A 24012-nucleotide genomic window follows, 5' to 3' on the forward strand; every position below is an offset into this window, starting at 1 on the left:
CTGCCGCCGTGACAGCGGGGTTCGTGGGCCGGCGGGTTCCCCGGTTCCGGAGAACCCGCCGGCGTCACCGCACTACTTGCGCTTCACCAGACCCAGCAGCTTCGCGAGGAAGCCGGTCGAGTCCAGACCCGACATCGCCGGAACCTGCGGGGTGCTGTCCAGCACCGGCAGCTTCGCGTTCACCGGCAGGGCCGGGGCGGCCGGCAGAGCCGTCGGCAGCGCGGTCGGCAGAGCCGTCGGCAGGGCGGTCGGCAGCGCCGTCGGCAGGGCGACGGGCAGGGCCGGGGCCGCGACGGGCAGGCCGGTGGCCGGCACGTCCGCACGCTGGGTGCCGTGGCCCCCGAGGGTGCCCAGCGACGCCAGACCGTTCACCGGCAGCGCCGGGGCCGAGGGCAGCGCCGGCAGGGCCGGCTTCGGCAGCGCCGGAACGCCACCCAGGGCCGGCAGCGCCACGGGCAGGCCGGCAGCCGGCACGTCCGCACGCTCGGTGCCGTGGCCCCCGAGGGAACCCAGGGACGACAGGCCGTTCACCGGCAGCGCCGGAGCCGAGGGCAGCGCCGGAGCCGGCAGGTGCGCCAGACCCGAAGCACCCGACAGCGGGCTGGTCACCGGCGGCACGTCGGCGCGCTTGGTGGCCAGCGGAGCCGCGACCGGCAGCGCGGGCAGGCCCTGGGTGGGCAGCCCGGCGGTCGGCAGGTTGCTCGCGAGCCCGGCCACCGCGGGCAGGCCCTGGGCGGGCAGCCCGGCGGTCGGCAGGTTGCTCGCGAGCCCGGCCACCGCGGGCAGGCTCTCGGTGGGCAGCTCGGCGGTCCGCAGGTTGCCGACGAGCCCGGCCACCGCGGGCAGCGCCCGCATGGGCAGGCCCTGGGTGGGCAGCCCCTGGGTGGACAGGTTGTTGGTCTGCACCGCGCTGGTCAGCCCGTTCAGCGACGGAAGCCCGCCGGCCAGACCCGCGACCGGCAGCTTGCCCGACAGCCCGTCCAGCGACGGCAGGCCGCCCTGGGTGGGCAGGCCGCCCCGGGTGGGCAGGCCACTGCGGAGCGCGGCCAGCGACGGCAGCTCGTCCGCCGCCAGCTCCGAACCCTCGTGCGGGAACGCGATGGGGTCCGCGGTCTCGTCGTCGATGCTCGTCGCGTCCGTCGCGTAGGCGGTGGCGACGCCGAGCAGCTCGAGGGGCACACCGAAGATCTGCACCGGGAGCGCGAACGCGTGGTACGCGTTGAGGCCCGACAGGCTGGACTGGTCGCCCGCGGTGAGAGCCTTGCCGCCGTTCTCCGTGGTCAGCGTGTTCTCGCCGACGGCGTGCGCCACGCCGCCCACGGTCACCGCGTCGCCGAACAGCTGCGCGATCGCGGTCACCGGCAGGTCGAGGATGTTGCCGGAGATCGCGCCTTCGACACCGGAGGTGGTGTCGTCGCCCGAGTTCTCGACCTCGGTCATGTTGATGCCGGCGCCCTTGGCGACACCCGCCACGCTGACGGCGTCACCGAAGACCTGCGCCACCGCCAGCGGGTCCACGCCGACGATGTTGCCGGCCACGCTACCGCGGTTGCCGCTGGTGGTGGCGTCGCCGCCCGCCTCCGACGCGACGTCGTTGGTGCCCGCGCCGGTGCCCAGCGCGGCCGCCGCGATCCCGTCGCCGAAGACCGAGCCGGCGCCTGCGATGGGGGCCTTCACGATGTTGCCGGTCAGTGCTCCGTCGCGGCCGTTGGTCAGGGCGTCGCCGCCCGCCTTCGCGTCGGTGATGTTGTCGTTCTCACCGGTGCCGATGCCGGCGAGCGCGCCACCGACGCCCATCGCCTGCACGGGCAGCGCGACCGGAGCCTCGATGATGTTGCCCGCGGCGGCGCCGGCCGGGCCGGCCGCCTTGAGATCGCCACCCGCGATGGACGTCGTGTCGGTCGAGCCCTTGCCGTGGCCCTGGCCGATCAAGGCGCCACCGATGTTGGCGGCCTGCACCGGGGTCGACAGCGGGACCGCGCCCAGGTTCGAGCTCAGGAAGCCGTTGTCGTCGTGGGTGTTGCCACCGCCGCCGCCGTGGAGGACCTTGGTCTCGTCGGCCGAGCCGGAGCCCTGGCCGATGAACGAACCACCGATGCCGAAGACCTCGGCGGGCAGGGCGACCGGCACCTGGACGAGGTTGCCCGAGCCGGACGAATCGTTGCCGAGCGTGCCGTCGTACCCGCCGGCGGTGACCTTCTTGTCCTCGGTCGCCGCGCCGGTCGCGTTGCCGATGTGGCTGCCGCCGATGCCGAAGACCTCGGGCGCGCCCGCGGCCTGGGTGTTGGCGGTGTTGCCACCGAGGAAGGCGCCGTTGCCCCGGGTGTAGCTGCCGTCGCCCGCGTTGGCGTCGGTCGTGTTGTCGTGCGCGGCGTTCGCCTGGCCGATGTAGGTGCCACCGATGCCGAAGGCCTCGACCGGCAGCGCGAGCGCCGGGTTCAGGACGTTGCCCGACCCGCTCGAGTTGTCACCGGCGGTCGTGACCAGGCCACCCGAGTCGACAGCGCTGGAGGAGCTGCCGGTTTCGGGGAGGCCCGCCGAGGCGTTGCCGATCCACGAGCCCGCGACACCCGCGACGTTCGCGATCGGGGACAGCGCGGCCGCCCCGGCGTTGCCGGAGAGGAACGAGTCGTTGCCGCTGGTCGCCAGGTAGGTCGGGGAGCCGCCGCGGACCGTGCGGATGGCCCCCGACACGGCGTCGGCGGAGGTGTTGCAGCCGTCGGAGTTCGACAGCGAGCCCCACACCGCGCCGGAGTTGCAGTTGAACTTGACCGGCAGGGCGATCGGCGCACCGACCACGTTGCCCGACCCGGAGGCCTGGTTGCCGGAGCTCAGCAGCGAGCCACCGGAGGCGGCGACGGTGTCGGCGGAGTAGCCGTGGCTCTGCCCGTTGCCGAGCAGGTAGGACGCGGCGTTGCCGGTCACCTGCACCGGGGTGGCGAACTGGCCCGCCACCACGTTGCCGGAGAGCGAGGAGCCGTCGCCGTTGGTGGCGACGTCCCCGGTCTCGGTGGTGCTCTGGCTGGCCGACCCACCGATCACGCGGCCGGTGCCGCCCGCGACGCCGCCGCCGTTGCCGGCGATCTGGACGGGGAGCGCCCAGTCGAGGACGACGGCGTTGCCCGCGAGGCTGGAGTCCCGGCCCGTCGTCTTGACGTCCTGGTCGTGCGACCAGGTCTGCGAGTGGTCGGTGCCCGCGACGTTCGCGTCGCCGATCACGCCGATCGCGTTGTCGACGATCTGGATCGGGAGGACGAGGTCGCCGGTGACCTTGTTGCCCTTGAGGTTCCGGTGGCTCGGGGTGAACCTGCCGGCCAGCGTGCTTTCGCTGATCGGGCTGGCCTGGTCGAACTGCTTCGCGGCCTCGTTCGCGGCCTGGGTGGCCGGCTTGGTGCTCAGCTCCGTCTGCCCGGCGGGCAGGTCCAGCTGGCCGAACGGGACGCCGACCGCGTTGTTGGCTTCCTGGATCGGAACCGTGACGTTCAGGTCGAGCGGGGAGGCAGGGGTGTCAGGGTTGACGTTCTCGTCAGCCGAGGCGATGCCGGTGCCCAGCATCAGCAACCCACCCGTGACAAATGCGGTCTGGAGTCCGCGCTTTGCCCACGTCTGCATGGGGTTTTTCTCCTTTATTTCGGGTTCCCTTGCGGGTTCATGGGTGTGCGCTCGTCGAAAAGGGGAATGGCGTCCGAGCGCACCGAGGGGATGGCACTTGGTGCGGGCGCGAGAAAGCGCACCGCCGGGTCACGGGGATGGAGCGGACGCGAAGCCGTCAGCGAAGGACGGACGTGGACGCGTCAGCGGCCCGTGAAGGGAGGTGTTCAGTCAGGAGTGACGCCGGGCTGTTCGCCCGGGGTGCGCAGCGAGTGGCGCAGGCCGGCGCGGCTCATCGCCGCGACGGCGGTGTCGACGGCATCGGTCGTCCAGAAGGGGACGCCGAAGTTGAAGCCGTCGAGGTGTCCACCGGGGGCCGTGGTGCCACCCGGGGCGGTGGGGACGGCCGGCGCGATCGGAAGCTGCGCCGGAGTCAGCGGCGACGGCAGGTCACGGTGCCCGTTGCGGGCGTGGCCCGCGGCATCGGTGCTGTCGTCGTACTGCCAGCCCGCCGGCATCGCGAGCGCGGCTCGCTGCGCGGCGGGAAGTTCGACGGTCGAGACGGCGGGGGTGCCCGCCGCCTGGCCGGTGCCGGAGGTCACCGGCTCCTGCTCGACCGGGGCGACGCCCGGGAGGACGGGAAGCGGGACCAGGCCGCCGTGCTGGGCCGGGTCGAGCAGCTGCCACACGTGGCGGCCGAAGTCGGTGGCCGGCTCGGGGGCGATGGTCTGCTCGATGACCTGGCGGGTGTCTTCCGGCTTGCGCGCGATGTGCTCGAACGCGCCGAGGGTGCGCTGGGCCGGGCTCAGCACCGCGTCGTCGGCGAGGTCCGTGACGGAGTTGCTGACGTGCTCGGAGACCTCGTGCTGCAGGGTGGCGGCGTCGGTGCGGCCGCACGGGCGCGGGGCCTGCGGCTCGCTCCACGTCGTCGCGTCCTGGTGGCAGGCGGCGTCGGCGATCTCGCCGGCGACGTCACCCGCGAAGTGCCCGGCACCGCGGTTCGCGTCGCCGAGCCCGGCTGCCGTGGCGTCGGTGACCGGCGTGACGGAGGCGGTGCCGACCTCGACGGTGGGGCCGGCCGCGGTGTCCGCGGAAGCGGTGGCGCCGGAGACGAGCCACGCGGCGGCGGTGCCCGCCATCGCGCCGCCGAGCACGAGCAGCGCACGCGACACGAGACGGCCGGCGCGCTTGGCGCCCTGCCCCTCGTTCGTCGCGGTGTTCGCCACTCGTTGTCTCCTTCTACGTCTTTCGGGGGTCCGGGTGGCGGAGCCCCCGGCCGGGGCCGAAGGCCTCGTTGTCACAGCAGGCTTTCGTGATCAGGTCGTTGCGGAAGCGACCTAATCAAATCGGCACCGCGCCGCGCACCCTCGACGCGACTTGATGCCCCCATCGTGTGAAAGACACACGGTGTAGCCCGGTTTGACGGTCGGTGATCATGCCTGGCCGCCCCGTGTGTCGGACGCGGCCGTCGGAAAGCGGCCGAATCGGGCGGTCCAGCCGCTACGGTGAGCCGGTGACCCACGCGCGACGCGAAGATCCGTTCCTGCCGGAGCACGAGGACGTCACCGGGCTGATCCCCCGGGGCCTGCGCATAAGTGCCGCACTCGCGTGGCGGTTGATCGTAGTGGCGGCGGCGTTGTACGTCGTGGGGTGGGTGATCGGCCGCCTGTCCGTCGTCGTGATCCCGCTGGGCATCGCCCTGCTCCTCTCGGCGCTGCTCGCGCCGGCCGTGCAGAAGCTGGTGGCGGTCCGGTTCCCGCGCGGGCTGGCGACGGCGATCGTGCTGATCGCCGGGCTCGCCGTGCTGGGCGGGCTGCTGACGTTCGTCGTCACGCAGTTCTCCAGCGGCCTGCCCCAGCTGCAGCGGCAGCTCAACGAGAGCCTCAACCAGATCAAGGAATGGCTGATCAACGGCCCGGCGCACCTGCGCCAGGAGCAGATCCAGCAGTTCATCAACCAGGTCTTCGGATTCCTGCAGAACAACCAGAGCTGGCTCACCGACACGGCGCTGACCACGGCTAGCACGGTCGGCGAGATCGTCACCGGTTTCCTGCTCACGCTCTTCATCACGATCTTCTTCCTCAGCGGCGGCGAGGGCATCTGGACGTTCCTCGTCCGCGTCGCGCCCGGCCGGGTCCGCAACCGGGTGGACGTCGCCGGGCGGCGCGGGTTCGCGTCGCTGGTCAGCTACGTGCGGGCGACGGCGGCCGTGGCGGTCGTCGACGCCGTCGGCATCGGCGTCGGGCTGTGGATCGTCGGCGTGCCGCTGGTGATCCCGCTGGCCACGCTGGTGTTCCTCGGCGCGTTCATCCCGATCATCGGTGCGGTCCTCACCGGCGGCGTCGCGGTGCTGATCGCCCTGGTCACCAACGGCTTCATCGGCGCGGTGATCGTGCTGGCCATCGTGATCGGCGTGATGCAGCTGGAAAGCCACGTGCTGCAGCCGCTGTTGCTCGGGCGCGCGGTGAAGCTGCACCCCCTCTCCGTCGTCCTGGCCATCACCGTCGGTCTCGTCGTGGGCGGGATCGCGGGCGCGCTGATGGCGGTGCCGATCCTAGCCGTGCTCAACGCGGGCGTCCGGTCCCTGCTGCACGAGGAGAACCCGGACCCGGCCGAGGTGAACGTCCTCAAGGACCAGGCCGCGCAGCCGAACGACGCCGAGCCCGGGTCCCCGTCCGCCACGGTGGCGACCCGTGGCGAAGACGAGCCGTGACCGTCCGGCGGACGCCCGACCCGGTCACGCCCATGTGGCGGGGCGTGCTCGCCTTCCGCTTCCTCACCTGGGCGTTCGCCTGCGGCACGGTGATCGTCCAAAGCGGTCAGTACCAGCGCGAGTGGCTGGCGTGGACGATCCTCGGCGTGATGGCCGTGTGGTCGGTCGTCAGCAGCTTCTTCTACCTGCGCGAGCGAACGCGGCCGCCGGCGCTGGTGGTCTTCGACCTCGTGCTGTCCACCGGGTTGCTGCTGACCTCGCCGTGGGTGCTCAGTGAAGCGCAGTTCGTGCTCGACGTCCCGCTCATCACCACGGTCTGGGCGGCCGTGCCGCCGGTCGCCGCGGGCGCGCGGTTCGGCGCGGCCGGCGGGGTGCTCGCCGGGCTGGTCGTCGGCGTGGCGACCGGGCTGGCGCGGGAGAAGTTCGACCTCGACGTCGCCCGCGACGGCGTCCTGCTCGCCGCGGCCGGCCTGCTCGTCGGCATGGCCTCCACGATGGCCCGCCGGTCGGCGGCGCGGCTGGAGCAGGCGCTGCGGAAGGAAGCGGCGACGGCCGAACGGGAGCGGCTGGCGCGGTCGATCCACGACAGCGTGCTGCAGGTGCTCGCGCGGGTCCGCAAGCGCGGCAACGAGGTCGGCGGTGAGGCGGCGGAGCTGGCCCGGCTGGCCGGCGAGCAGGAGATCGCCCTGCGGTCGCTGGTGACCACCGAGCCGGCGGCGCCGAACGACAGCGGCAAGATGAGCCTGCGCGCCGCGTTGCAGGTGCTCGCGACACCGTCGGTGCAGGTCTCGGCCCCGGCGGACGACGTCGAGCTGCCGGCGCACGTCACCGGCGAACTGCTCGCCGTGACCCGCGAAGCGCTGGCGAACGTCGAGAAGCACGCGGGCCCGGACGCGCACGCGTGGGTGCTGCTGGAGGACCTCGGCGACGAGGTCGTGGTGAGCATCCGCGACGACGGACCGGGCATACCGGACGGCGTTCTCGAGCAAGCCGCCGCGGAAGGGCACCTCGGCGTGGTGGAATCCATCCGGGGGCGGGTCCGCGACCTCGGCGGGAGCGCGACCCTCGACACCGGGCCCGGCCGGGGCACGGAGTGGGAGGTCAGGGTGCCGAGCACGAGGGGTGCGAGATGAGCGACGAACCGCGGATTTCGGTGATGGTGGTCGACGACCACCCGATCTGGCGTGACGGGGTGGCCCGCGACCTGACCGAACACGGCTTCGACGTGCGCGCGACCGCGCCGGACGCCGAGGCGGCGCTGCGGATCGCCCGGACCGTGCAGCCGGACGTCGTCCTCATGGACCTCAACCTCGGCAGCACATCGGGCGTGGACGCGACCCGCGAGATCACGTCGGCGCTGCCGTCGACGAGGGTGCTGGTGCTGTCGGCGAGCGGCGAGCACAAGGACGTTTTGGAGGCGGTGAAGGCCGGCGCGTCCGGCTACCTGGTCAAGTCGGCGTCGGCGGTGGAGCTGGTCGACGCCGTGCACCGGACCGCCGCCGGCGACCCGGTGTTCACCGCGGGCCTGGCCGGCCTGGTGCTCGGCGAGTACCGGCGGATGGCGGACGCGTCGATCGCGGACGCCGCGGGTGCCGAGCCACCCCGGCTGACCGAGCGCGAAACCGACGTCCTGCGCCTGGTCGCGAAGGGGCTGACCGCGCGGCAGATCGCCGAACGGCTCGTGCTGTCGCACCGCACGGTGGAGAACCACGTGCAGTCGACGCTGCGGAAGCTGCAGCTGCACAACCGCGTCGAGCTGGCCCGGTACGCGATCGAGCACGGCCTCGACGAGGAGTGACCCTCAGGGCAGGACCGCGAAGCCGCTCCAGCTGCCCTGCGGCAGCGCGGCCGTGCTCAGGCGCCACCGCGGTTCGCCGGGGTGCCAGGCGGCGAGGACGCCGTCGGCGAGCACGAGGTCACCGGCGTCCGACCAGTCGAAGCCGCCGGCGCGTTTGAGGTGCTCGGTGACGAACGGCATCCCGGGGACGTGTTCCCAGGTCGGCCCGTCCGGGCGGAGCAGCCAGAGGTCCCGCGTCTGCGTGCTGGTGTTCCGGTAGGCGGGGTTGGCGAAGTCGGCGGCCCACACGGCCCCTTCGCGCGACGGCACCACCGTGGGCACCGCGCCGATGGCCGGCCGGTTGAGCTGCTTGCTGCCGTTGTCCCGCAGGTCGACCAGCGTCAGGTCGGTCAGGCCGTCGAGCAGCATCCAGTCGCCGGCGACGCCGAGGATGCGCGGGGCCTGCCGGACCGTGCGGCCGGTCGCCGGCTCGATCAGGGCGTCGGTCGACTCGGCGGCACCGCCGTTGATGGTGATCAGCAGGCCGTGCTTGGTCTCGGTCCGCACCTGCGTGCGGCAGCTGGCGGACTGGCCGCGGCCGAGCTCGCCTTCGGTGAACGAGACGTGCTGGAGGCGGCAGTCGTCCGGCGCGTCCTGCCGGATCAGCCACACGCCGTCACCGGCGGCGTCCGGGGCGACCGACCAGGCGCGGCCGAGGGACCGCGGCGGGCTCGACGGCCCGGTGTACTCGAGGACTTCCAAGGGGTCGGCGTTCTGGGTGTAGGACGGGTAGACCGTGAAGACCGCGTGCTTGCCGACCCGGACGACGTTCAGCGCGACGTCGCCGGCGGGGTAGCCGGGCGGCGTGGCCACGGGACCGCGGTCGGCGTCGAACAGCGTGGGGCCGACGGTCGGCAGCAGCGCGGTGACGCCGATGCCGCCGCTCGCCCGGCCGCCGGTGAGCCCCTCCGGCAGGGCCGGCGCGGAGGACGGTGGTGTCGTCGTGGTGCCGGGTGGCGGCGCCGGGGTTTCGCCCGTGCACGCGGACAGCAGGACCGCGGCCGTGATGGCGACGCCTGCGCGGACTACGGGTCCGTTCAGGGTTTTCCCCCGATCTCCCTGGTGGAATCCGGTTCTACCATCGTGGACATGGGTGAGGAAGAGACCACGACGGCGGAACCGGTGACCGAGACCAAGCCGTTGAGCGAGCGCGATCTCCGGGTGTCCGACGACGAGCGCGAGCACGTCGTCGGCGTGCTGCAGAAGGCGATCGGCCGCGGCATGCTCGACCTCGACGAGTTCACCGAGCGCACCGACCGCGCGCTGGCGTCGAGGACACGCGGCGAGCTGAACGCCGTGCTGGCCGACCTGGCCGGCCTCTACCACCCGGCCGCGGCCCTCACGGCCGCGCCGTCGTACGCGCCTCCGGTGGGCTACGGCGGCTACTCGACCGGACAGCGCTTCGAGCTGAACGCGAAGTATTCGTCGCTGCACCGCGGCGGGCCGTGGGTGGTGCCGTCCGAGCTGGTCGTGCGCAACAAGTACGGCTCGACGAAGCTCGACTTCACCGAGGCCCAGGTGCAGTCGCCGGTGGTGCACATCGAGCTGGACGCCAAGTGGGGCTCGGTCGAGATCATCATCCCGGAGCACGCGGCGGTGGACCTGAATTCGATCAGCGACGTCAAGTTCGGCGCGATGGAGGACAAGACGCGCAGCAACGGCCGGATGGGCAACCCCCGGTACGTGCTGAGCGGCCGCGTGCACGGCGGATCGCTGGTCATCCGGCACCCGCGGCGCGGCCTCTTCGGCTAGCCGGGGCCCCTCTGCCCCCGGCGTCAAGAAGGCCTCCCCACCCAGGCATCGGGTGGGGAGGCCTTCGCTCGTCAGGCGGCCGGCGACCGGATCGACCGCAGGTGCCGGGCGACGAACCAGACCAGCACGGCGAAGGCGACGGCGGCCAGCCCGGCGGCGACGTGCAGCCCGGCCGGGAGGCCGTAGGAGCGGGCGACGGCGTTGCCGAGCGTGCCGACGGTGGCGAGGCCGAAGGAGTAGCCGAACTCGTTGACGGTCTGGGCCAGCGAAGCGGCGGCGCCCGCCTTCCGCACCGGGACCGAGCCGACGACGAGGTCGGTGCCCAGCGCGACCATCGGCCCGACACCCAGCGACGTCACGGCGAACCCGAGGGCCGGCCACACCGGTCCGGCCGCGGGCTCGACGAGGGCGAGAATCGCCATGCCGGACGCGGCGAGCGCAACGCCGCCGGCGATCAGCGCACCGGGCCGGACCCGGCGGGCGAGGACGGGAGCGGCGAGGAAGCTGACGGTCGAGCCGGCCATCCCGGGCAGCAGCCCCAGCGCGGCCCCGACCGGCGACAGGTGCTGCGCGAGCTGGAAGAACTGCGCGACGAACAGCATGGTGGTGCCGCCGAGCATGCTGAACAGCAGCATCCCGCCGAGGGTGGTGCGGAACGCCTTCGCGGCGAACAGGCTGAAGTCGATGAGCGGGTCGGCGAGGGCGCGCTGCCGCTTCACGAAGACGTACCCGATGACCAGGCCGGCACCGAGAGCGAGCACGGCGGTGGGGTGGACGCCATCGCGCGCGAGTTCCTTGACGCCGTAGACGGCGGGCAGGATCGCGGCGAGGGAGAGGGCGACGCTCGGCAGGTCGAGGCGCCCGGCGGTCTCGTCCCGGTACTCCGGCAGCAGCTTCGGGCCGATGACGAGGAGCAGGACCATGGCGGGGACGCCGAGCAGGAACACCGAGCCCCACCAGAAGTGTTCGAGCATGAAGCCGCCGACCATCGGCCCGACGATCGCACCGACGGTGAAGCAGCCGGCCCAGATCCCGATGGCTTCGGCCCGCTGCCGCGGGTTTTCGAACATGGTGCCGATGAGCGAGAGGGTCGAGGGACCGAGCGTGGCCCCGGCGATCCCGAGCGCCGCCCGAGCGGCGATGAGCATCCCGGCACTGGTGGAGAAGGCGGCGAGAACGGAGGCGGCCCCGAAGGCGGCGGCCCCGGCGAGCAACAGCTTCCGGCGGCCGATCCGATCGCCGAGGGTCCCCATGGTGACCATGAACCCGGCGACCATGAAGCCGTAGGTGTCCATGATCCAGAGCTGTTCGGTGCCATCGGCGTGCAGGCTGGTGGCGAGTTTCGGCAGGACGAGCACGAGGACGAAGACATCGAGCGAGACGAGCAGGGTGGGCAGCGCCAGCACGGCCAGCCCAACCCACTCCCGACGCCCAGCCCGGACGGCTCGCGCCGGCCCGTCGGCCGCCGGGCCGGTTTCGGCCGGGGCCGCTTCGGCCGGGCCGGAGATGGTGGCGGTCATGGTGAGGTCCTCTCGACTCGGGTGCTTCGCTTCTCACCCCTTCGTCGAGCGGCCACGGACGGGATCGACAACGGCCCGGAATCTTTTCGGATCGAACACAGCGAAGGCCGTCCCGGAGCTCTCGGGACGGCCTTCGTGAAGTCGAGGCGGGTTGTCCACACCCCTCGATAATTGTGGACAACCACGCTCTTCCAGGTTCGCACAGGTCGGCACTGTCGGTGATGACCGATAGACTGAAAGTGGGGGGCGCCCCCGCAGCGGAGGCATGATTCGCGCTGGAGCGAAACGACCGAGCCGGGTGAGAGGACAAGCCCGGCGATCCCGGCAAAGGGACTGGCGGCGCCGAGCGAGCCACAGCGGCCCAACCCGGCGAACCGCCTCGCAGGGGCCCAGCCCGGACAAAGCGGGAGCGCCGAGCAAACCGCAGCGATCCGAGCGCGGCCAAGCCGGCCCTGCCAAGCCAATCAGCGCCGGCCCAGGCGAGCCAAGGCCCGACCCGGGCCGTCAGTCCCAGCTCCTCAGGGGCGCGCCGCCGCGCGGGCTGATGTCGGGTCCGACGTGGCCAGGGTTGCTTCCGCCAGGGCTTCGCACTCCGCGAGGGACGTCGCCGCCAGGCTGGCTCCCACCGCGCGGACTGCCGGGGCGTTCATCGACAGGCTGGTCAGGCCCAAGCCCGCCAGGACCAGGGCCAGGCGCGGGTCGGCCGCCGCTTCGCCGCAGACGCCGGCCGGTTTGCCCGTGGCCTTGGCCGCGTCGCCGATCAGCTTCAGCAGGCGCAAGAGAGCCGGCTGCCACGGGTCGTTGAGCTTGGCCACCGCGCCCAGCTGGCGGTCCGCCGCGAACGTGTACTGGGCCAGGTCGTTCGTGCCCACCGAGACGAAGTCCACCGCCTCCAGGATCTCGCGGGCGCTCAGTGCCGCCGCCGGGATCTCGATCATCACGCCCGCCCGGGCGATGCCCGCGGCCCTCACCCGCGAAGCGAACCAGGCCGCTTCCTCGACCGTGGCCACCATCGGGGCCATCACCGAGACCTCGGCGCCGGAATCTTCGGCCGCGCCCGCGATGGCCTCGAGCTGGCGGTCCAGCACCTCCGAGCGGTCGAACGCCACGCGTAGGCCGCGGACGCCGAGCGCCGGGTTCGGCTCGGCTTCCGGGGACAGGAACGCCAGGGGCTTGTCGGCGCCCGCGTCGAGGGTTCGCACGATCACCGGCTTGCCGCGGAACGGCGAAAGCACCGCCGTGTACGCCGCGCGCTGGTCGGCGACCGAGGGCTCGTCCGAGGCGTCCAGGTAGCAGAACTCGGTGCGGAACAGGCCGACTCCTTCGGCACCCGCTTCGGCCGCGGCCTGGGCGTCGGCCGGGGAGCCGACGTTGCCGTAGACCTTCACGCGGTGACCGTCGGCGGTCGCGCCCGTGCCGTTCCACTCGGCGAGCTGGGCCACCGTTGCCGCGACGACCGGGGCCGACGGGTCGGCGATCTCGACCGTGCCCGTGTCGCCGTCGACCGCAAGCGCTTGCGCGTCCAGTGCGAGCAGCCCGCGCACCGCGACGACGGCCGGGATGCCCAGCGCCCGCGCGAGGATCGCGGTGTGACTGGTGGGGCCGCCCTCTTCGGTGACCAGGGCGAGCACCTTCGCCGGGTCGAGGCCGGCGGTGTCGGCCGGGGCGAGGTCGCGGGCGACCAGGACGCTCGGCGACGCCAGCTCGGGCACCCCCGGCGGCGCGATGCCGAGCAGTTCGGCGATCAGCCGGTCGCGCACGTCGCGCACGTCGCGGACGCGCTCCGCCATGTACCCACCGGCTGCGGCCAGCGCTTCGGCGAAGCCTTCGGCGGCCTGATAGACGGCGCGCGCGGCGGGCAGGCCCTGCGTCTTGACCAGCGTTTCGGCCTGGGCCGTGAGCGCCGGGTCGGCCGCCATCGCCGCGGTGGTGATGAGGATGGTCGCGGCCTCGCCGGTGGCGGTCTCGGCCTGTTTCTCCAGCCGGCCGGCGACGGTCGCGGCCGCGGGCGCGATCCGGGCGGCCTCGGCGGCCGGGTCGGCCGGGGCGGGGGTCGCGGCGGGCTCGCCGAGCGGCTCCGCGACGCGGACGACGGGACCACTCGCGCGGCCGGGGCTGACGGCGACCCCGCTCAGGGACCCCTCCGACGCGCTCCTCCCCGCGGAGGCGGCATCGGACTCTGCCGACGCACTCCTCTCCGCGGAGGCGGCATCGGACTCAGCGGGGACGGCAGCAAACTCAGGCATGGTCTAGACCATAACTCAGGTACGCCTGGATATCTCGTGGTGGCGGGCACAAACCGCGGTGCCGTACCTGGTCGAGCACCGGCCGGACCTCCTCGCGCCACCAGGAGTCGGCCAATTCGTCGCGGCTGTGGACGGGCCGTCCGGCCAGCATACGGCGGAAACCCCAGGCCTCGGCCGAGTCGGCGAGCCGGAACCAGTCGGCCGGGTCGTCGAGCCACAGCCCGAGGCGGACGTCGTCCGGCAGCGGCACGCGCTCGAGGAACATGCGCTCGGCGGTCTTCGACGGCAGGTCGGCGAGCGTCAGGCAGCGCAGCGCGCACGCGACCGTGCTGATCCAGCGGACCCGAGCGCGGATGGTCCGGACGCCGCGCGCCCGGGCGATGCCGACGCGGTGGTGGCCGTCCTCGACGAAGAACATGTCGGAGAGCCGCACGAGCCGCACCGGCGGCAGGTCCGCCGACGTCCGCGTCAGGTGCTCCCAGCGGTCGCGCAGCGCGCGGTTGCGGGGGCGGAACTCGCGGTCGAAGTCCCCGGCGCGGGCGACCGTGCCGACGACCCCCTCCAGCGGCACGTCGTAGACGCCTTCGTCGAGCTCGGTCTGCTTGCCGAGCGCCTTGAGGGTTTCGTCGAGCGGCATGATCGCGAGCCGGTCGGGACGGCGTGCGTCCGCGATCGCCCGCAGCTGAGCCGCGTAGCCGCGCCACCAGGCCGAGTCGAACGAGTCGCCCATGTGACGTGCAACACGGCGACGCGGGTGATCATTCCCCCAGGTCGGCGGCGGTGGGGTAGGACGGCTGCGCGCCGGGCCGCGTCACGCTGAACGCCGCGACGCGCACGGCTCGCTTCGCCGCGACGACCAGGTCGGCACCGTCGGCGAGCGACGCGGCGAGCGCACCGGCGAAGGCGTCCCCAGCTCCCGTGGTGTCCACGGCCTCGACCTTCGGCGACTCCACCCGGCTCACCGACCCGGCTTCGACGACGACCGCGCCGGCCGCGCCGAGCGTGACGACGGCCGCCCGCGGCCCGAGGTCGAGCAGCTTCCGGAAGTCCGCGCCGGGTCCGGTGAGCCACTCGGCCTCGTGCTCGTTGACCAGCAGGACGTCGAGCCTGGCCAGGGTCTCCGGGGAGAGCTTCGCCGCCGGTGACAGGTTCAGCAGTACCCGCACCCCTTTTTCGGCGGCCCGCGCGACGGCGTGCTCGACGGTCGGCAGCGGCACCTCCAGCGAGAGGACCACGACCTCCACCCCGTCGAAGACGGCATCGACGTCGGCGGGCTCCAGGCCGGAGTTGGCGCCGGGGGAGACGAGGATCGAGTTCTCGCCGTCCGGGGTGACGGTGATGTAGGCGATGCCGGTCGGCCGCTCGCTGGTGCGCACGAGCCCGGTGTCGACGCCGGCGGCGCGGAGCGAATCGAGCAGCAGCCTGCCGTAGGGATCGTCGCCGACGGCGCCGAGCAGCGCGACGTCCGCGCCGAGCCGGCCCGCCGCGACCGCCGTGTTGGCGCCCTTTCCGCCCGGCGAGAGCACGGTGTCGCCACCCAGCACCGTCTCCCCACCGCCCGGCCGCCGATCCACCGCGACGACGAGGTCGGCATTGGCGGATCCCACAACGAGGACGTCGGAGTTCATACCCGCACTGTGCCAGAAACCGGTCCGGACCAGGTCAGCACCGGCAAGCAAGGAGAAAGTGAAGGTTTTTGTAACTTATCCGGGGCTGAGTGCGACAATCATGCGAGCAGCGGAAGGCCGTCACTCGATCGGGGGATGTCAGTCCCCCGGCCGTCACTTGGTGGCCCCGGTCCCGCTCTCCTGGTGCGTCATCGCGGAGACGTGATGACGTTGCCCCAACCGGCGCGAGCCGGGCAGGGCATCGGGTCGCCGGCGCCGATCACGTAGCCCCCCGAGTGATCGGCGTCGGCGGCGCCCCCGTCACCCCTGACCGAGCGCCAGGGGGACGCCCGCCGGCAAGACGCCGCGGATCTGCGCTTCGAATTGCTTCACCGCCGTCGCGCTCAGGGTGCGTGGCAGCCGGTACCAGCCGTCACCCAGCCGCAGGTGGTCGAGGTCCGGACGGTCGAGCGGGAAGTCGACGGCGGCGGGCCGGAACTCGAGGAGCCCGGAAGGCAGCCTCAGCTCCGCGATCTCCGGCCAGGAGACGGTGAACTTCCGGTAGTACGTCGTCCACCGGAGGCCGGCGGCCGAAAGCTCCAGAAGGACCCGCGACTTCCGGGAACGGCTTTGTTGTTCGAGGACCGTCCACCAGGACATGCCGGCGAAGACGGCGATGAACACGACGAGGCACGCGGTGCGGATCCCGTTCCGCGGCCCGAACTCGATCACCGCGCCGAGCCCCACCTCGATCATGAGGGCGAAGAACCGCACCCAGCGGAGCAGCACCCGGTTCCAGCCGTTGACGTGGATCGTGACGGAACCGGACGGCTCGACCGGCGGCGGCACCCACTCCGGCACCGTCGCCCGCACCGGTGGCGGTGGCACGGGAACTTGAGCGTCGGGAACCCGTTCGGGCGTGACGCCGACGTGCTTGGCCAGCAGCTCCCGTACGCGCGGGACTTCTGTCTCGTACAGCTCGAGCCCGGCCACCAGGAAGCCGCCGTCGCCGATGCGGACGAGGCTCCGGCTGCGGCTTTCGAACCGGTCGTCCGCCGGGCTGAGCACGACCTGGTGACGGGCGCCCTTCTGGGTGCCCTTGACGACCGAAGCCGCCCGGAGTTCATCCCATCGCAGTGCCCACGCGACTCCGCCGACCACCCGGGAGATCCCGGCGGGCTCGATGACGAGCTCGTTCCGGACCGGCTTCTTCAGCGACCGGAAGACCAGGTTCAGCCCCAGCAGTCCGAAGCTTCCGCCGAAGACCCACCCGGGCACGCGAGGGCCCTGTGGCGTGGCCGCCAACGCCATCCAGAGGAATCCGCCGGCCACGCACAGGAGCACGCCGGCGAGGATCCAGTGCGGCCCGTCGGTCCGCGAAACGACGAATCGATCGCCCTGCGGCCCGGTCACTCGATCGACCCCGAAATCCGCTGCGTGCCCGGCTGTTCGAAGACCGGCGGCTGAACGGTGGTCTCCTTCTCCGGGGCATCGTCGTCCTCCCCGTCTGCCCAGTCGTCGAGCCCTTCGGCCTTCTTCTTCCGGGACTCCTTGCGCCATTCCTTCTTGGCGTCGTCCCAGACCTCCTTGCCGAAGTCCTCCCCGAACTTCTCGCCGAACTCCTTCCGGACGTCGCCGCGGAACTCCTTGCCGACGTTCTCGAGGTTCTCCCCGAGTGGCTTGTCCGCCGAGACGATCTTCTTCCACCGCTTCCGGTCAGGCCGTTCGTCCTTGACCTTTTCGAGGAACGTCCTTGTGTCGCGCGGTTCGTCCCTGATCAGCTTGCCGACCTTCTTGAGCGGGCCGGGCAGGCTTTCCGCGCCGCGCTTCAGGGCGCCCTTGACCCGCCGGAAGATGTCGCTGATGCGGTGGAACAGCTCCTGCGCCTTCTTGAAGGCCTTCAGCAGCTTCTTGATCCACTCCATGCACTTGCTGCCGGTCTTGACGGCTTCCGCGGTGCCCTCGGTGGCCATGCCCACCGGCAGGGCGGGGCCCGGGAACCGGCAGGCGATGCTGACGAGCTTGCCGACGCATTCGGAAATCAGGTCTCGCACGATCGAGCGCACCACGCTCAAAATCGTTTTGCAGATGTCGACCAGCTTCGCGATCGCGTTGGCCCCGGTCGCCACGCCCGCATACGTCGCTGCACGGTCTTCGGCGAAGGCGCGGTAGGCGTCTGCCGAGGCGCCTTCCCAGGCGGCGCTGTCCTTCTTGACGGTGTCCTGGAGGTCGGTGCTGATCTTCTCCAGTTCCTTGCCGACGTTCTCCCAGGTCCCGACCATGTTCTCCAGGGCCGTCTGGTCGCCGGTGAGCCAGTCGAGCGGCTCGCGCAGCCACGGGAAGAACTCCATCGCCCAGCCGACGGCGGCCGAAGCGAGTGTCCCGATCGGGTCCGCGACGAGTTCCGCGATATCGCCGGCACCGAACGCGGCGTTCACCAGGCCTTCGGTCCAGTTGCCGTCGGCGACGGCGGTGCCCGCGTCCCAGAAGTCCTGGAAGAGGCCGGCGCCTTCGAGGGCGCTGCGGTCGTCCGCCGCGTCCGTCTTGATCAACGGGTTTTCGGCCACCGCTCAGTCCTCCACCTTGAAGAGGTCCTTGAACTCCGTCTCGTCGGCTTCCTTCAGCTGCTGCCACAGCTGGATGCGGGCCGAATGGTCGTAGGACGACGTCGACGCCGATTCGATCGCGATCTCCGCCACCTGCTGGGCGAGGGCGCAGATCGCCGCGAGCGGGATGCCGAGCAGGCCGAACGCTTCGGGGTGCTCGGTCGCGCGGGCGGCTTCCTTGCACTTGTCGATCCGGTCGGTGATCGCCTCGATGTTTTCGCGGTGTTTCCGCAGCTCCTGCGGGTCGACCGCGAAGCCCGGGCCGCCTGGTCCGGCCATGGTTCCCCTCCCTCGCCCGCGCTTCAGCGCAGGTAGTCGCCGTCGCTGAAGTAGTCGTCGTCGCGGCCGTCGTCGGACGGCGGGCGCGGCGCGCGCGGCGGTTCCGGCGGTTTCGGCGCCGCGGGCGGCGGCCGCTCCTCTTCCGGCACGAACCGGTCACCCTCGCTGCGGGGCGCAGCCGCCGGCGGGGCGAACCCTTCCGGTTCGGGCGCCGGGAACGCCTGCTCGAGCCGGCTGACCAGCTGGTTCATCACCTCGGGCCCGACCGGATCGGTGACGCCGGCCCGCATCGCCCCGGCGAGCTTGCTCTGGGCGGACTTGACGGTGCGGAGGATCTCCTCGGCGAGGTCCGGCCTGTCCCGCACGCTCAGGCCGATCTCCAGGCCGACGAGGTTGCCGGCGTGGTCGACCTTCACCCCGATCTGGCCGTCTTTGCTGCGCTCGGAAACCGAGACCGCTTCGATCTCGCCGACCATCCGATCGGCTTTCCGCTGGGACTCCGCCATCCGGGCTTCGAAGCCCGCGATCAGCTGCTCAGGATTCGACACGCGAACCTCCCCTGTTCACGTCAGTAACCGTACGGCGACCGAGTGTGGCATATCGGTCCGACAGTTTCGGGGGAGTTCCGGTTTTCCCCACCTCGACCAGGTGGCAATCCTGGTGTTCGTGCTGGTCAACGGTTCGTAGCGTAGCCAGCCATGAGCATCTCCGACTGGAAGCGGACGATCTATGCCGCCCTCGCACTGCCCGCCTACCTGGCCGGCCCGAAGGCACGCAAGCGACTGGCGCGGCGGTGGCTGGACGCCGAACCGAAGAAGGGCGGCCTCCTCGCCGCAATCGCGGCTTTCCCGGTCGCCTTGCTGGTCTGGTACCTCGTCGGCCGGATCACGACCTTCGGGTTCTTCTGGACCGAAGAAGGCGCGGCCGGGTCGTGGGGCGGCCCATCGCTGATCGGGGCGTGGACCGTGCACTTCTTCTGCGCGCTCGGCATGTCCGTCGTGGGCATGTGGCTGCTGCGGCCGCTGACCCGGTGGCAGGTGCGCGTGCCCGATCCGGCCGATTCGTCACACAGCCGGTAACGAGTGGAGTATCGTCCGTGACGCAAGAGGGGAGATCGAACGCGAGGGGAGCGCTGTTCGGTGGGGTTGTTCGGCGACATGCTCGACGCTGCCCAGCACGTCGGGTCCGAAATCGCGCACGCCGTCCAGTCGGGCGGTGAGCGGCTCGGCAACGTCCTGACCGGCGCGGGCGTCGGCCTGCTCGCGGGCGGGCTGCCCGGCGCGGTCGCGGGGGCCTACGTCGGCTCGCAAACCGGCACCGGGGCGGCGAACCCGCAGGCTTCCGGCCTGTCACCCGGTCAGTTGGTCCAGGCCGTGCAGAACGGTCCCGGCACCCAGTCGCTGCAGGACGTTTACCAGGCAGGCGTCGACCAGTCTGCCTACCAGCGCCGGCTCGAGCAGGACACGCGCGAACTGACCGCCGGTCTCGAATCCGCGTGGACCGGCGGCGCGTCGGACGCGGCCCGGGAGCGGCTCCAGCCGTTGACGGCGTCGGCCACCTCGGCGTCCACCACCCTGGATCGCAACTCGACGCTGGCCCAGGCGCAGATCGAGCAGTTCCACCAGCTGAAGAACGCGCTGCACCCGGACGTCACCGACCAGCCGCCGACGCGCAGCGCCTGGGACGTCGCGACGCCGTGGGACACCGACACCGAAGACAAGATCAACCGGTACAACCAGAAGGCCCAGGAGAACGTCGAGCGGTACACCGCGTATTCGCAGCAGTCCAGCTCGAACACCGCGGCCCGCACGATCGACTACGGCCAGCTCGGCGCGTACAACGGCGGCGACTTCAAGGTGCAGGACCCGAAGAAGCCGGTCGAGCCGCCACCGCGCAAGCGGACCGAGACCGGTGGCGACGACGACCGGTCGATCGGGACCCAGGTGCAGCCGCCGCCGGCCGTGCACCCGCCGGTCGTCCAGCCACCACCCCCGCCGGGGCAGGTGACTCCGCCAGGGCACGTCGCGCCGCCGGGCGTGCACACGACCGGCGTCGACGACAGCGTCCGGGCCCAGAGCTACGTGCCGCCGTCGACGCAGTACCCGCCGGGCTACCAGCCACCGGGGACGGGACCGGGCGGGTTCGGCCCCGGCTCGGGTCCCGGAGGCGGCTTCGGGCCGGGCTTCGGCCCCGGTGGCGGCGGTTTCGGGCCGGGCTCGTCGTCCGGCGCGGGAAGCGGTAGCGGCGCAGGCAGCGGTCCTGGATCGGGTGCGCGCGGCCCGGGATCGGCGACCGGAGCCGGCGTCCCCGGCGAAGGACGTCCCGGTGCGGCCGGCGAAATCCGCGGCGGCGCGGCGGGCAAGCCGGGCTCGCCCGGGATGGGCGGCATGGGCCAGGGCGCGAAGGGCGGCAAGGGCGAGGAGGACGCCGAACACCAGCGCGCGTCGTACTTGGTGGAGGCGGATCCGGAGAGCATCTTCGGTGGCTCCGACGAGCGGACGGTGCCCCCGGTGATCGGGCTGTGATCTTCCTGCCCAAGGCCGCCCTGCTCACGGCGTGGGAGTGGGAGCGGCACGGCACACCGCCCGCGGTCCTGGGCGCCGACAACCTCTGGCTCGGCGACGAGACCCGCAAGCGGCTCGACGAGCAGGTCCTCGACGTCCTGGCCTCGCTCCGGCTCGCCGCGGGCGGCACGTTGACGCGCGAATTCCGCGACGTCCTGCGCGTCCTGGCGAAGGGCGCCCGCCAGTTCACGGCGTGGCTGGGCGACATCGAAGCGGACGAGTCGGGCGCGGTACTCGTGTCCGCGGCCGGCCCCGACGCGCTCCGGCTCATCCGGAAGGACGACACAGTCCGGATCGACGCCGTGGAACCGTCGAGGCTCGCGGAGTCGCTGGTGGACGTGCTGCCGCCGGTACCGCCCGCCCGGATTTCGGCGGTGTCGATTCCGGAGGCGCGGTTCTCGGGCCGGGCGGTCGAGGATTCGTACGACCTCGACGACCCGACCGTCGACCGGGGGCGGGACCCGTTGCCCTGGGCGCGCCGGCTGATGGCGGCGCGGCGGACGGGGCTGCACCAGTGCTACGCCGTGCAACGGGGGATCCGCAGCGCGCCGATCACCGCGGTGGACGTCGCCGGGACCGGGCGGGTGCTGACGTACGTGTACCCGGGGCGCGAGCGGATGGTCAGCTTCCAGCCGGGGACCCGGGGTGCGCTGACCGATGTCCTGTACGCGACCCTGAACGGGTTAGGGGGAGGACGATGACGGGTTCGATGTTCAGCGGGATCGGCTTCTGGGCGACGGACATGCCGAGCGGCGGATCGCAGCCGGCTGGCGGGCAGGGGTTCGCGATGAGCTCCGACGAGATGCGGGCGATGCTCGAGAAGGCCAAGACTCAACGTGAAGTACTCGCCGAGCAGTTGCGAAAGGCGCGGTACTTGATGCAAGCGCGACCGCCGGCAGAAGAACCGGTCAGCCAAGCGGCGGTGAACGGACCGAACGGCATCAACGAGGCGGGCGCTTACTACGAAGGCCACCTGCACTACCAGTTCAACTACCTCACGGAGTTGATCCAGAAACTGCAGCAGGCACTCGGCATCACCCAGGCCGCGGATCAGCAAGCAGCAGACTCGACCAAGACGATCAAGGGGTCGCTCGAATGAGGCGTCACGTTTTCCTGGCCGCCACAACAGTCACTTTGGGAACCGCGTTGTTGACGTCGTGCACCGGCAAGACCCCGACGAACGGCACGGCCGGCCCCGCGACGACCAGCAGCAGCGCGGAACTGCCGAACAGCGGGGCACCGAAGGTGAGCAACCCGCTGCCGGCGGCCGCACTGGAAGGCAGTCCCTGCGACTCGGCTCTGACGACCGAACAACTCACGGGGTACCTCGGGCAACCGACCGCCCCGAAAACGAGCGACACCGAACTCGGCCCCACGTGCGACTGGGCCAGCGCGTCGGGAACGGCGGCCGGAATCCTGGTCGGGTACGACACCAAGTCCGGGCAAGGACTGAGCCTCCCCTACAAGAACGTGAAGCCGAAGGCCAAGCGGTGGGTGGACGACCTGCAGCCGATCCAGGGATATCCGGCGGTGGGTTACGTCGACGCCGGAACGACGGACAACCGTGCCTGCGTGATCGTCGTCGGCGTTGCCGACGACCTCGCGTACTCCGTCTCGCTGAGCATCGGCGACTCGGCCGTCCAGGCCGGCAAGGACGCCTGCCAGCTCGGGCGCGGGGTCGCCGACACCGTGCTGACGAACCTCAAGGCGCGGGCCTGAGCTGCACCTTTTCGTTACGGCAGACCTCGCGTTAATGCAAAATCTGTCGTACCAACCACCTAGACTGTTCGGATGAGCCACCCCACCCGGAGGGGTCGCGCGCGTGCGGCTACCGAACAGGACATCCGGCGGACCGCCCGGAAACTGCTCGTCGAGCAGGGGCCGGAGGCGGTCACCCTGCGTGCCATCGCGCGGGAGCTCGGGATCACCGCGCCCGCGCTCTACCGGTACTACGAGTCCCGGGACGACCTCGTCGAGAACCTGCGGCTGGACGTCTGCGCCGACCTGGCAGACGACCTCGCCGAGGAGATCGCCGAGCTGCCGGACGACGGGATGCTGCAGCTGTTCGCCATCTGCAAGGGCTTCCGGCGGTGGGCGCTCACCCACACGAAGGAATTCACCCTGGTCTTCGCCTCGCCGACCGGCGGTGTCGGGTCGACGTCGGGGAGTGCGCTGAGCCGGGTCGACGAGCCGTTCGGGCGGATCTTCCTCGCCGCCGCCGGGCGGGTGCTGGCCCGGCACGACATCGTCTTGCCGTCGGCGAGCGGTGTGCCCGACGAGCTGCGGGATGACCTGAAGACGTTCCAGGAGTCGCTGGTCACCGTGCTCGTCGAGTCCGAGCAGGGCGTGCCGGTGGAGAAGATCGACCTCGGCGTGACGTACCTGATGATCCAGTTCTGGGCCCGGCTCTACGGGCACGTCACGCTCGAGGTCTTCGGCAACTACCCGATCCCGATGTCCAAACCGGACGTCCTGTTCGAGGCGATGCTCGCCGATCTCGCTCGGGAGATCGGGCTCTACTCCGGTTAGGCCGCGTGGCCGCCGTCCACGGACAACACCGCCGCTGTCACGTACTCGGCGCCGGGTGAAGCGAGGTAAGCGACCGCCGCGGCCACCTCGGACGGCCTTCCGTAGCGGTCGAACGCCGTAAGAGCGCGCTGGTCCGCCGCGTACGGGCCATCGGCCGGGTTCATGTCCGTGTCCGTCGGGCCCGGGTGGACCAGGTTCACCGTGATGCCGCGCGGGCCCAGCTCGCGCGCCAGCGCCTTGGTCAGGCCGACCATCGCCGCCTTGCTGGTCGCGTAGAGCGCCATGCCCGGGCCGGGCACGCGATCGGTGACGCAGCTGCCGATCGTGATCACGCGGCCGCCGTCGGCCAGGACACCGGCCGCGGCCTGGGTCGCCGCGAACACGCCGCGGACGTTCACCGCCAGGACGCGGTCGACGTCCTCGAGCGCGGTCTCGGTGAACGCGCCCACGAACCCGACGCCCGCGTTGTTCACCAGCACGTCCAGCCGGCCGAACTCCGCGACGGCCGCCGAAACCGCCGCCGACACCGCGGCCGCGTCGGCCGAATCCGCCTGGATCGCCAGGGCGCGACGGCCGAGACCCTTGATCTGCTCGACCACCTCGGCCGCCCGTGCGCCGTTGTGCTGGTACGTCAGCGCGACGTCCGCGCCGTCCTCGGCGAGCCGCAGTGCGGTGGCCGCGCCGATGCCACGGCTGCCGCCCGTCACCAGTGCCACCTTGCCGTCGAGGGTCATCCCCGGTTCTCCTTCGATCGAGCCGTTTTCGTTG

At 72.0% G+C, this 24012-nt stretch carries 22 protein-coding genes; 10 read left to right on the forward strand and 12 right to left on the reverse strand.

Features of this window, described 5'->3' with window-relative positions; genetic code table 11:
* Nucleotides 1-72 precede the first annotated feature (72 nt).
* The gene (locus AB0F52_RS06900; RefSeq protein ID WP_360165436.1) at nucleotides 73-3612 is read right to left on the reverse strand and encodes a PE-PGRS family protein; all 3540 of its coding nucleotides are present in this window, start codon (nucleotides 3610-3612) and stop codon (nucleotides 73-75) included.
* Nucleotides 3613-3818: 206 nt separating this feature from the next.
* A complete protein-coding gene (locus tag AB0F52_RS06905) occupies nucleotides 3819-4817 on the reverse strand; it encodes a hypothetical protein (RefSeq protein WP_360165439.1) in 999 nt (332 codons plus the stop codon).
* A 287-nt stretch (nucleotides 4818-5104) separates the two neighbouring features.
* On the opposite strand from AB0F52_RS06905, the gene AB0F52_RS06910 reads away from it, so the two are divergent.
* From AB0F52_RS06910 to AB0F52_RS06920, 3 genes are read left to right on the forward strand one after another with little or no spacing between them, the layout of a single operon-like run.
* Complete coding sequence (locus AB0F52_RS06910) at nucleotides 5105-6304, forward strand: AI-2E family transporter (RefSeq protein ID WP_360165442.1); 1200 nt, start codon at nucleotides 5105-5107, stop codon at nucleotides 6302-6304.
* The gene (locus AB0F52_RS06915; protein ID WP_360165445.1) at nucleotides 6301-7437 is read left to right on the forward strand and encodes a DUF5931 domain-containing protein; all 1137 of its coding nucleotides are present in this window, start codon (nucleotides 6301-6303) and stop codon (nucleotides 7435-7437) included. Before AB0F52_RS06910 ends, AB0F52_RS06915 begins: the two co-directional genes overlap by 4 nt.
* Nucleotides 7434-8102, forward strand: a complete 669-nt coding sequence (locus AB0F52_RS06920; protein ID WP_360165448.1) for a response regulator transcription factor — start codon at nucleotides 7434-7436, stop codon at nucleotides 8100-8102. The genes AB0F52_RS06915 and AB0F52_RS06920 overlap by 4 nt, the downstream gene beginning before the upstream one ends.
* A 3-nt stretch (nucleotides 8103-8105) precedes the next feature.
* Here AB0F52_RS06920 and AB0F52_RS06925 read toward each other — a convergent pair whose 3' ends face one another.
* A complete protein-coding gene (locus AB0F52_RS06925; protein ID WP_360165451.1) occupies nucleotides 8106-8954 on the reverse strand; it encodes a hypothetical protein in 849 nt (282 codons plus the stop codon).
* A 276-nt stretch (nucleotides 8955-9230) separates the two neighbouring features.
* Here AB0F52_RS06925 and AB0F52_RS06930 point away from each other — a divergent pair, with 276 nt between their 5' ends.
* Nucleotides 9231-9893 carry a DUF1707 domain-containing protein gene (locus AB0F52_RS06930; RefSeq protein WP_360165454.1) on the forward strand — a complete coding sequence of 221 codons (663 nt, stop codon included), beginning with the start codon at nucleotides 9231-9233 and terminating at the stop codon, nucleotides 9891-9893.
* 71 nt (nucleotides 9894-9964) lie between these two features.
* Here the strand turns inward: AB0F52_RS06930 and AB0F52_RS06935 are convergent, their stop codons facing one another.
* The 8 genes from AB0F52_RS06935 to AB0F52_RS06970 all read right to left on the reverse strand — a co-directional run bounded on the left by AB0F52_RS06935 (nucleotide 9965) and on the right by AB0F52_RS06970 (nucleotide 18699).
* Nucleotides 9965-11413, reverse strand: a complete 1449-nt coding sequence (locus tag AB0F52_RS06935; RefSeq protein WP_360165457.1) for an MFS transporter — start codon at nucleotides 11411-11413, stop codon at nucleotides 9965-9967.
* Nucleotides 11414-11931: 518 nt separating this feature from the next.
* On the reverse strand, nucleotides 11932-13659 hold the full coding sequence (ptsP, locus tag AB0F52_RS06940) for a phosphoenolpyruvate--protein phosphotransferase (protein ID WP_360165460.1): 1728 nt from the start codon (nucleotides 13657-13659) through the stop codon (nucleotides 11932-11934).
* The gene (locus tag AB0F52_RS06945) at nucleotides 13652-14389 is read right to left on the reverse strand and encodes a hypothetical protein (protein ID WP_360165463.1); all 738 of its coding nucleotides are present in this window, start codon (nucleotides 14387-14389) and stop codon (nucleotides 13652-13654) included. Before AB0F52_RS06945 ends, ptsP begins: the two co-directional genes overlap by 8 nt.
* Nucleotides 14390-14417: 28 nt before the next feature.
* Entirely contained in the window at nucleotides 14418-15287 is an 870-nt protein-coding gene (locus AB0F52_RS06950) for a ribokinase (RefSeq protein ID WP_360165466.1), read from the reverse strand.
* Between the two features lie 300 nt (nucleotides 15288-15587).
* Complete coding sequence (locus tag AB0F52_RS06955) at nucleotides 15588-16679, reverse strand: hypothetical protein (RefSeq protein WP_360165469.1); 1092 nt, start codon at nucleotides 16677-16679, stop codon at nucleotides 15588-15590.
* Nucleotides 16676-17833: a hypothetical protein gene (locus tag AB0F52_RS06960; RefSeq protein ID WP_360165472.1), complete on the reverse strand. Its 1158-nt coding sequence runs from the start codon at nucleotides 17831-17833 to the stop codon at nucleotides 16676-16678. The genes AB0F52_RS06955 and AB0F52_RS06960 overlap by 4 nt, the downstream gene beginning before the upstream one ends.
* Before the next feature lie 3 nt (nucleotides 17834-17836).
* The gene (locus AB0F52_RS06965) at nucleotides 17837-18151 is read right to left on the reverse strand and encodes a hypothetical protein (protein ID WP_360165475.1); all 315 of its coding nucleotides are present in this window, start codon (nucleotides 18149-18151) and stop codon (nucleotides 17837-17839) included.
* 23 nt (nucleotides 18152-18174) lie between these two features.
* Nucleotides 18175-18699, reverse strand: coding sequence for a YbaB/EbfC family nucleoid-associated protein (locus AB0F52_RS06970; RefSeq protein WP_360165478.1), 525 nt, complete (start codon nucleotides 18697-18699; stop codon nucleotides 18175-18177).
* A gap of 150 nt (nucleotides 18700-18849) precedes the next feature.
* Here AB0F52_RS06970 and AB0F52_RS06975 point away from each other — a divergent pair, with 150 nt between their 5' ends.
* The 6 genes from AB0F52_RS06975 (at nucleotide 18850) to AB0F52_RS07000 (ending at nucleotide 23244) form a co-directional block, all read left to right on the forward strand.
* Complete coding sequence (locus AB0F52_RS06975; protein WP_360165481.1) at nucleotides 18850-19230, forward strand: hypothetical protein; 381 nt, start codon at nucleotides 18850-18852, stop codon at nucleotides 19228-19230.
* Nucleotides 19231-19290: 60 nt separating this feature from the next.
* On the forward strand, nucleotides 19291-20676 hold the full coding sequence (locus AB0F52_RS06980) for a hypothetical protein (RefSeq protein WP_360165484.1): 1386 nt from the start codon (nucleotides 19291-19293) through the stop codon (nucleotides 20674-20676).
* Nucleotides 20673-21416, forward strand: a complete 744-nt coding sequence (locus AB0F52_RS06985) for an ESX secretion-associated protein EspG (protein WP_360165487.1) — start codon at nucleotides 20673-20675, stop codon at nucleotides 21414-21416. Before AB0F52_RS06980 ends, AB0F52_RS06985 begins: the two co-directional genes overlap by 4 nt.
* Nucleotides 21413-21814: a hypothetical protein gene (locus tag AB0F52_RS06990; RefSeq protein WP_360165490.1), complete on the forward strand. Its 402-nt coding sequence runs from the start codon at nucleotides 21413-21415 to the stop codon at nucleotides 21812-21814. Before AB0F52_RS06985 ends, AB0F52_RS06990 begins: the two co-directional genes overlap by 4 nt.
* Nucleotides 21811-22434 (forward strand): DUF3558 domain-containing protein, encoded by a 624-nt coding sequence (locus AB0F52_RS06995; protein ID WP_360165493.1) that lies wholly within the window; start codon nucleotides 21811-21813, stop codon nucleotides 22432-22434. Before AB0F52_RS06990 ends, AB0F52_RS06995 begins: the two co-directional genes overlap by 4 nt.
* Before the next feature lie 72 nt (nucleotides 22435-22506).
* The gene (locus AB0F52_RS07000) at nucleotides 22507-23244 is read left to right on the forward strand and encodes a TetR/AcrR family transcriptional regulator (RefSeq protein ID WP_103340261.1); all 738 of its coding nucleotides are present in this window, start codon (nucleotides 22507-22509) and stop codon (nucleotides 23242-23244) included.
* On the opposite strand, the gene AB0F52_RS07005 is transcribed toward AB0F52_RS07000, so the two are convergent.
* Nucleotides 23241-23978: an SDR family oxidoreductase gene (locus AB0F52_RS07005; protein WP_360165497.1), complete on the reverse strand. Its 738-nt coding sequence runs from the start codon at nucleotides 23976-23978 to the stop codon at nucleotides 23241-23243. The genes AB0F52_RS07000 and AB0F52_RS07005 overlap by 4 nt on opposite strands.
* Between the last annotated feature and the right edge of the window lie 34 nt (nucleotides 23979-24012).

This window comes from Amycolatopsis sp. NPDC024027 (assembly GCF_040638975.1).
GTDB lineage: Bacteria > Actinomycetota > Actinomycetes > Mycobacteriales > Pseudonocardiaceae > Amycolatopsis.

Coding starts and splice junctions, on each gene's coding strand:
- AB0F52_RS06900 (WP_360165436.1), bottom strand. CDS start 3,612: ATGCAGACGTGGGCAAAGCGCGGACTCCAGACCGCATTTGTCACGGGT.
- AB0F52_RS06920 (WP_360165448.1), top strand. CDS start 7,434: ATGAGCGACGAACCGCGGATTTCGGTGATGGTGGTCGACGACCACCCG.
- AB0F52_RS06930 (WP_360165454.1), top strand. CDS start 9,231: ATGGGTGAGGAAGAGACCACGACGGCGGAACCGGTGACCGAGACCAAG.
- AB0F52_RS06935 (WP_360165457.1), bottom strand. CDS start 11,413: ATGACCGCCACCATCTCCGGCCCGGCCGAAGCGGCCCCGGCCGAAACC.
- ptsP (WP_360165460.1), bottom strand. CDS start 13,659: ATGCCTGAGTTTGCTGCCGTCCCCGCTGAGTCCGATGCCGCCTCCGCG.
- AB0F52_RS06945 (WP_360165463.1), bottom strand. CDS start 14,389: ATGGGCGACTCGTTCGACTCGGCCTGGTGGCGCGGCTACGCGGCTCAG.
- AB0F52_RS06950 (WP_360165466.1), bottom strand. CDS start 15,287: ATGAACTCCGACGTCCTCGTTGTGGGATCCGCCAATGCCGACCTCGTC.
- AB0F52_RS06965 (WP_360165475.1), bottom strand. CDS start 18,151: ATGGCCGGACCAGGCGGCCCGGGCTTCGCGGTCGACCCGCAGGAGCTG.
- AB0F52_RS06975 (WP_360165481.1), top strand. CDS start 18,850: ATGAGCATCTCCGACTGGAAGCGGACGATCTATGCCGCCCTCGCACTG.
- AB0F52_RS06990 (WP_360165490.1), top strand. CDS start 21,413: ATGACGGGTTCGATGTTCAGCGGGATCGGCTTCTGGGCGACGGACATG.
- AB0F52_RS06995 (WP_360165493.1), top strand. CDS start 21,811: ATGAGGCGTCACGTTTTCCTGGCCGCCACAACAGTCACTTTGGGAACC.
- AB0F52_RS07000 (WP_103340261.1), top strand. CDS start 22,507: ATGAGCCACCCCACCCGGAGGGGTCGCGCGCGTGCGGCTACCGAACAG.
- AB0F52_RS07005 (WP_360165497.1), bottom strand. CDS start 23,978: ATGACCCTCGACGGCAAGGTGGCACTGGTGACGGGCGGCAGCCGTGGC.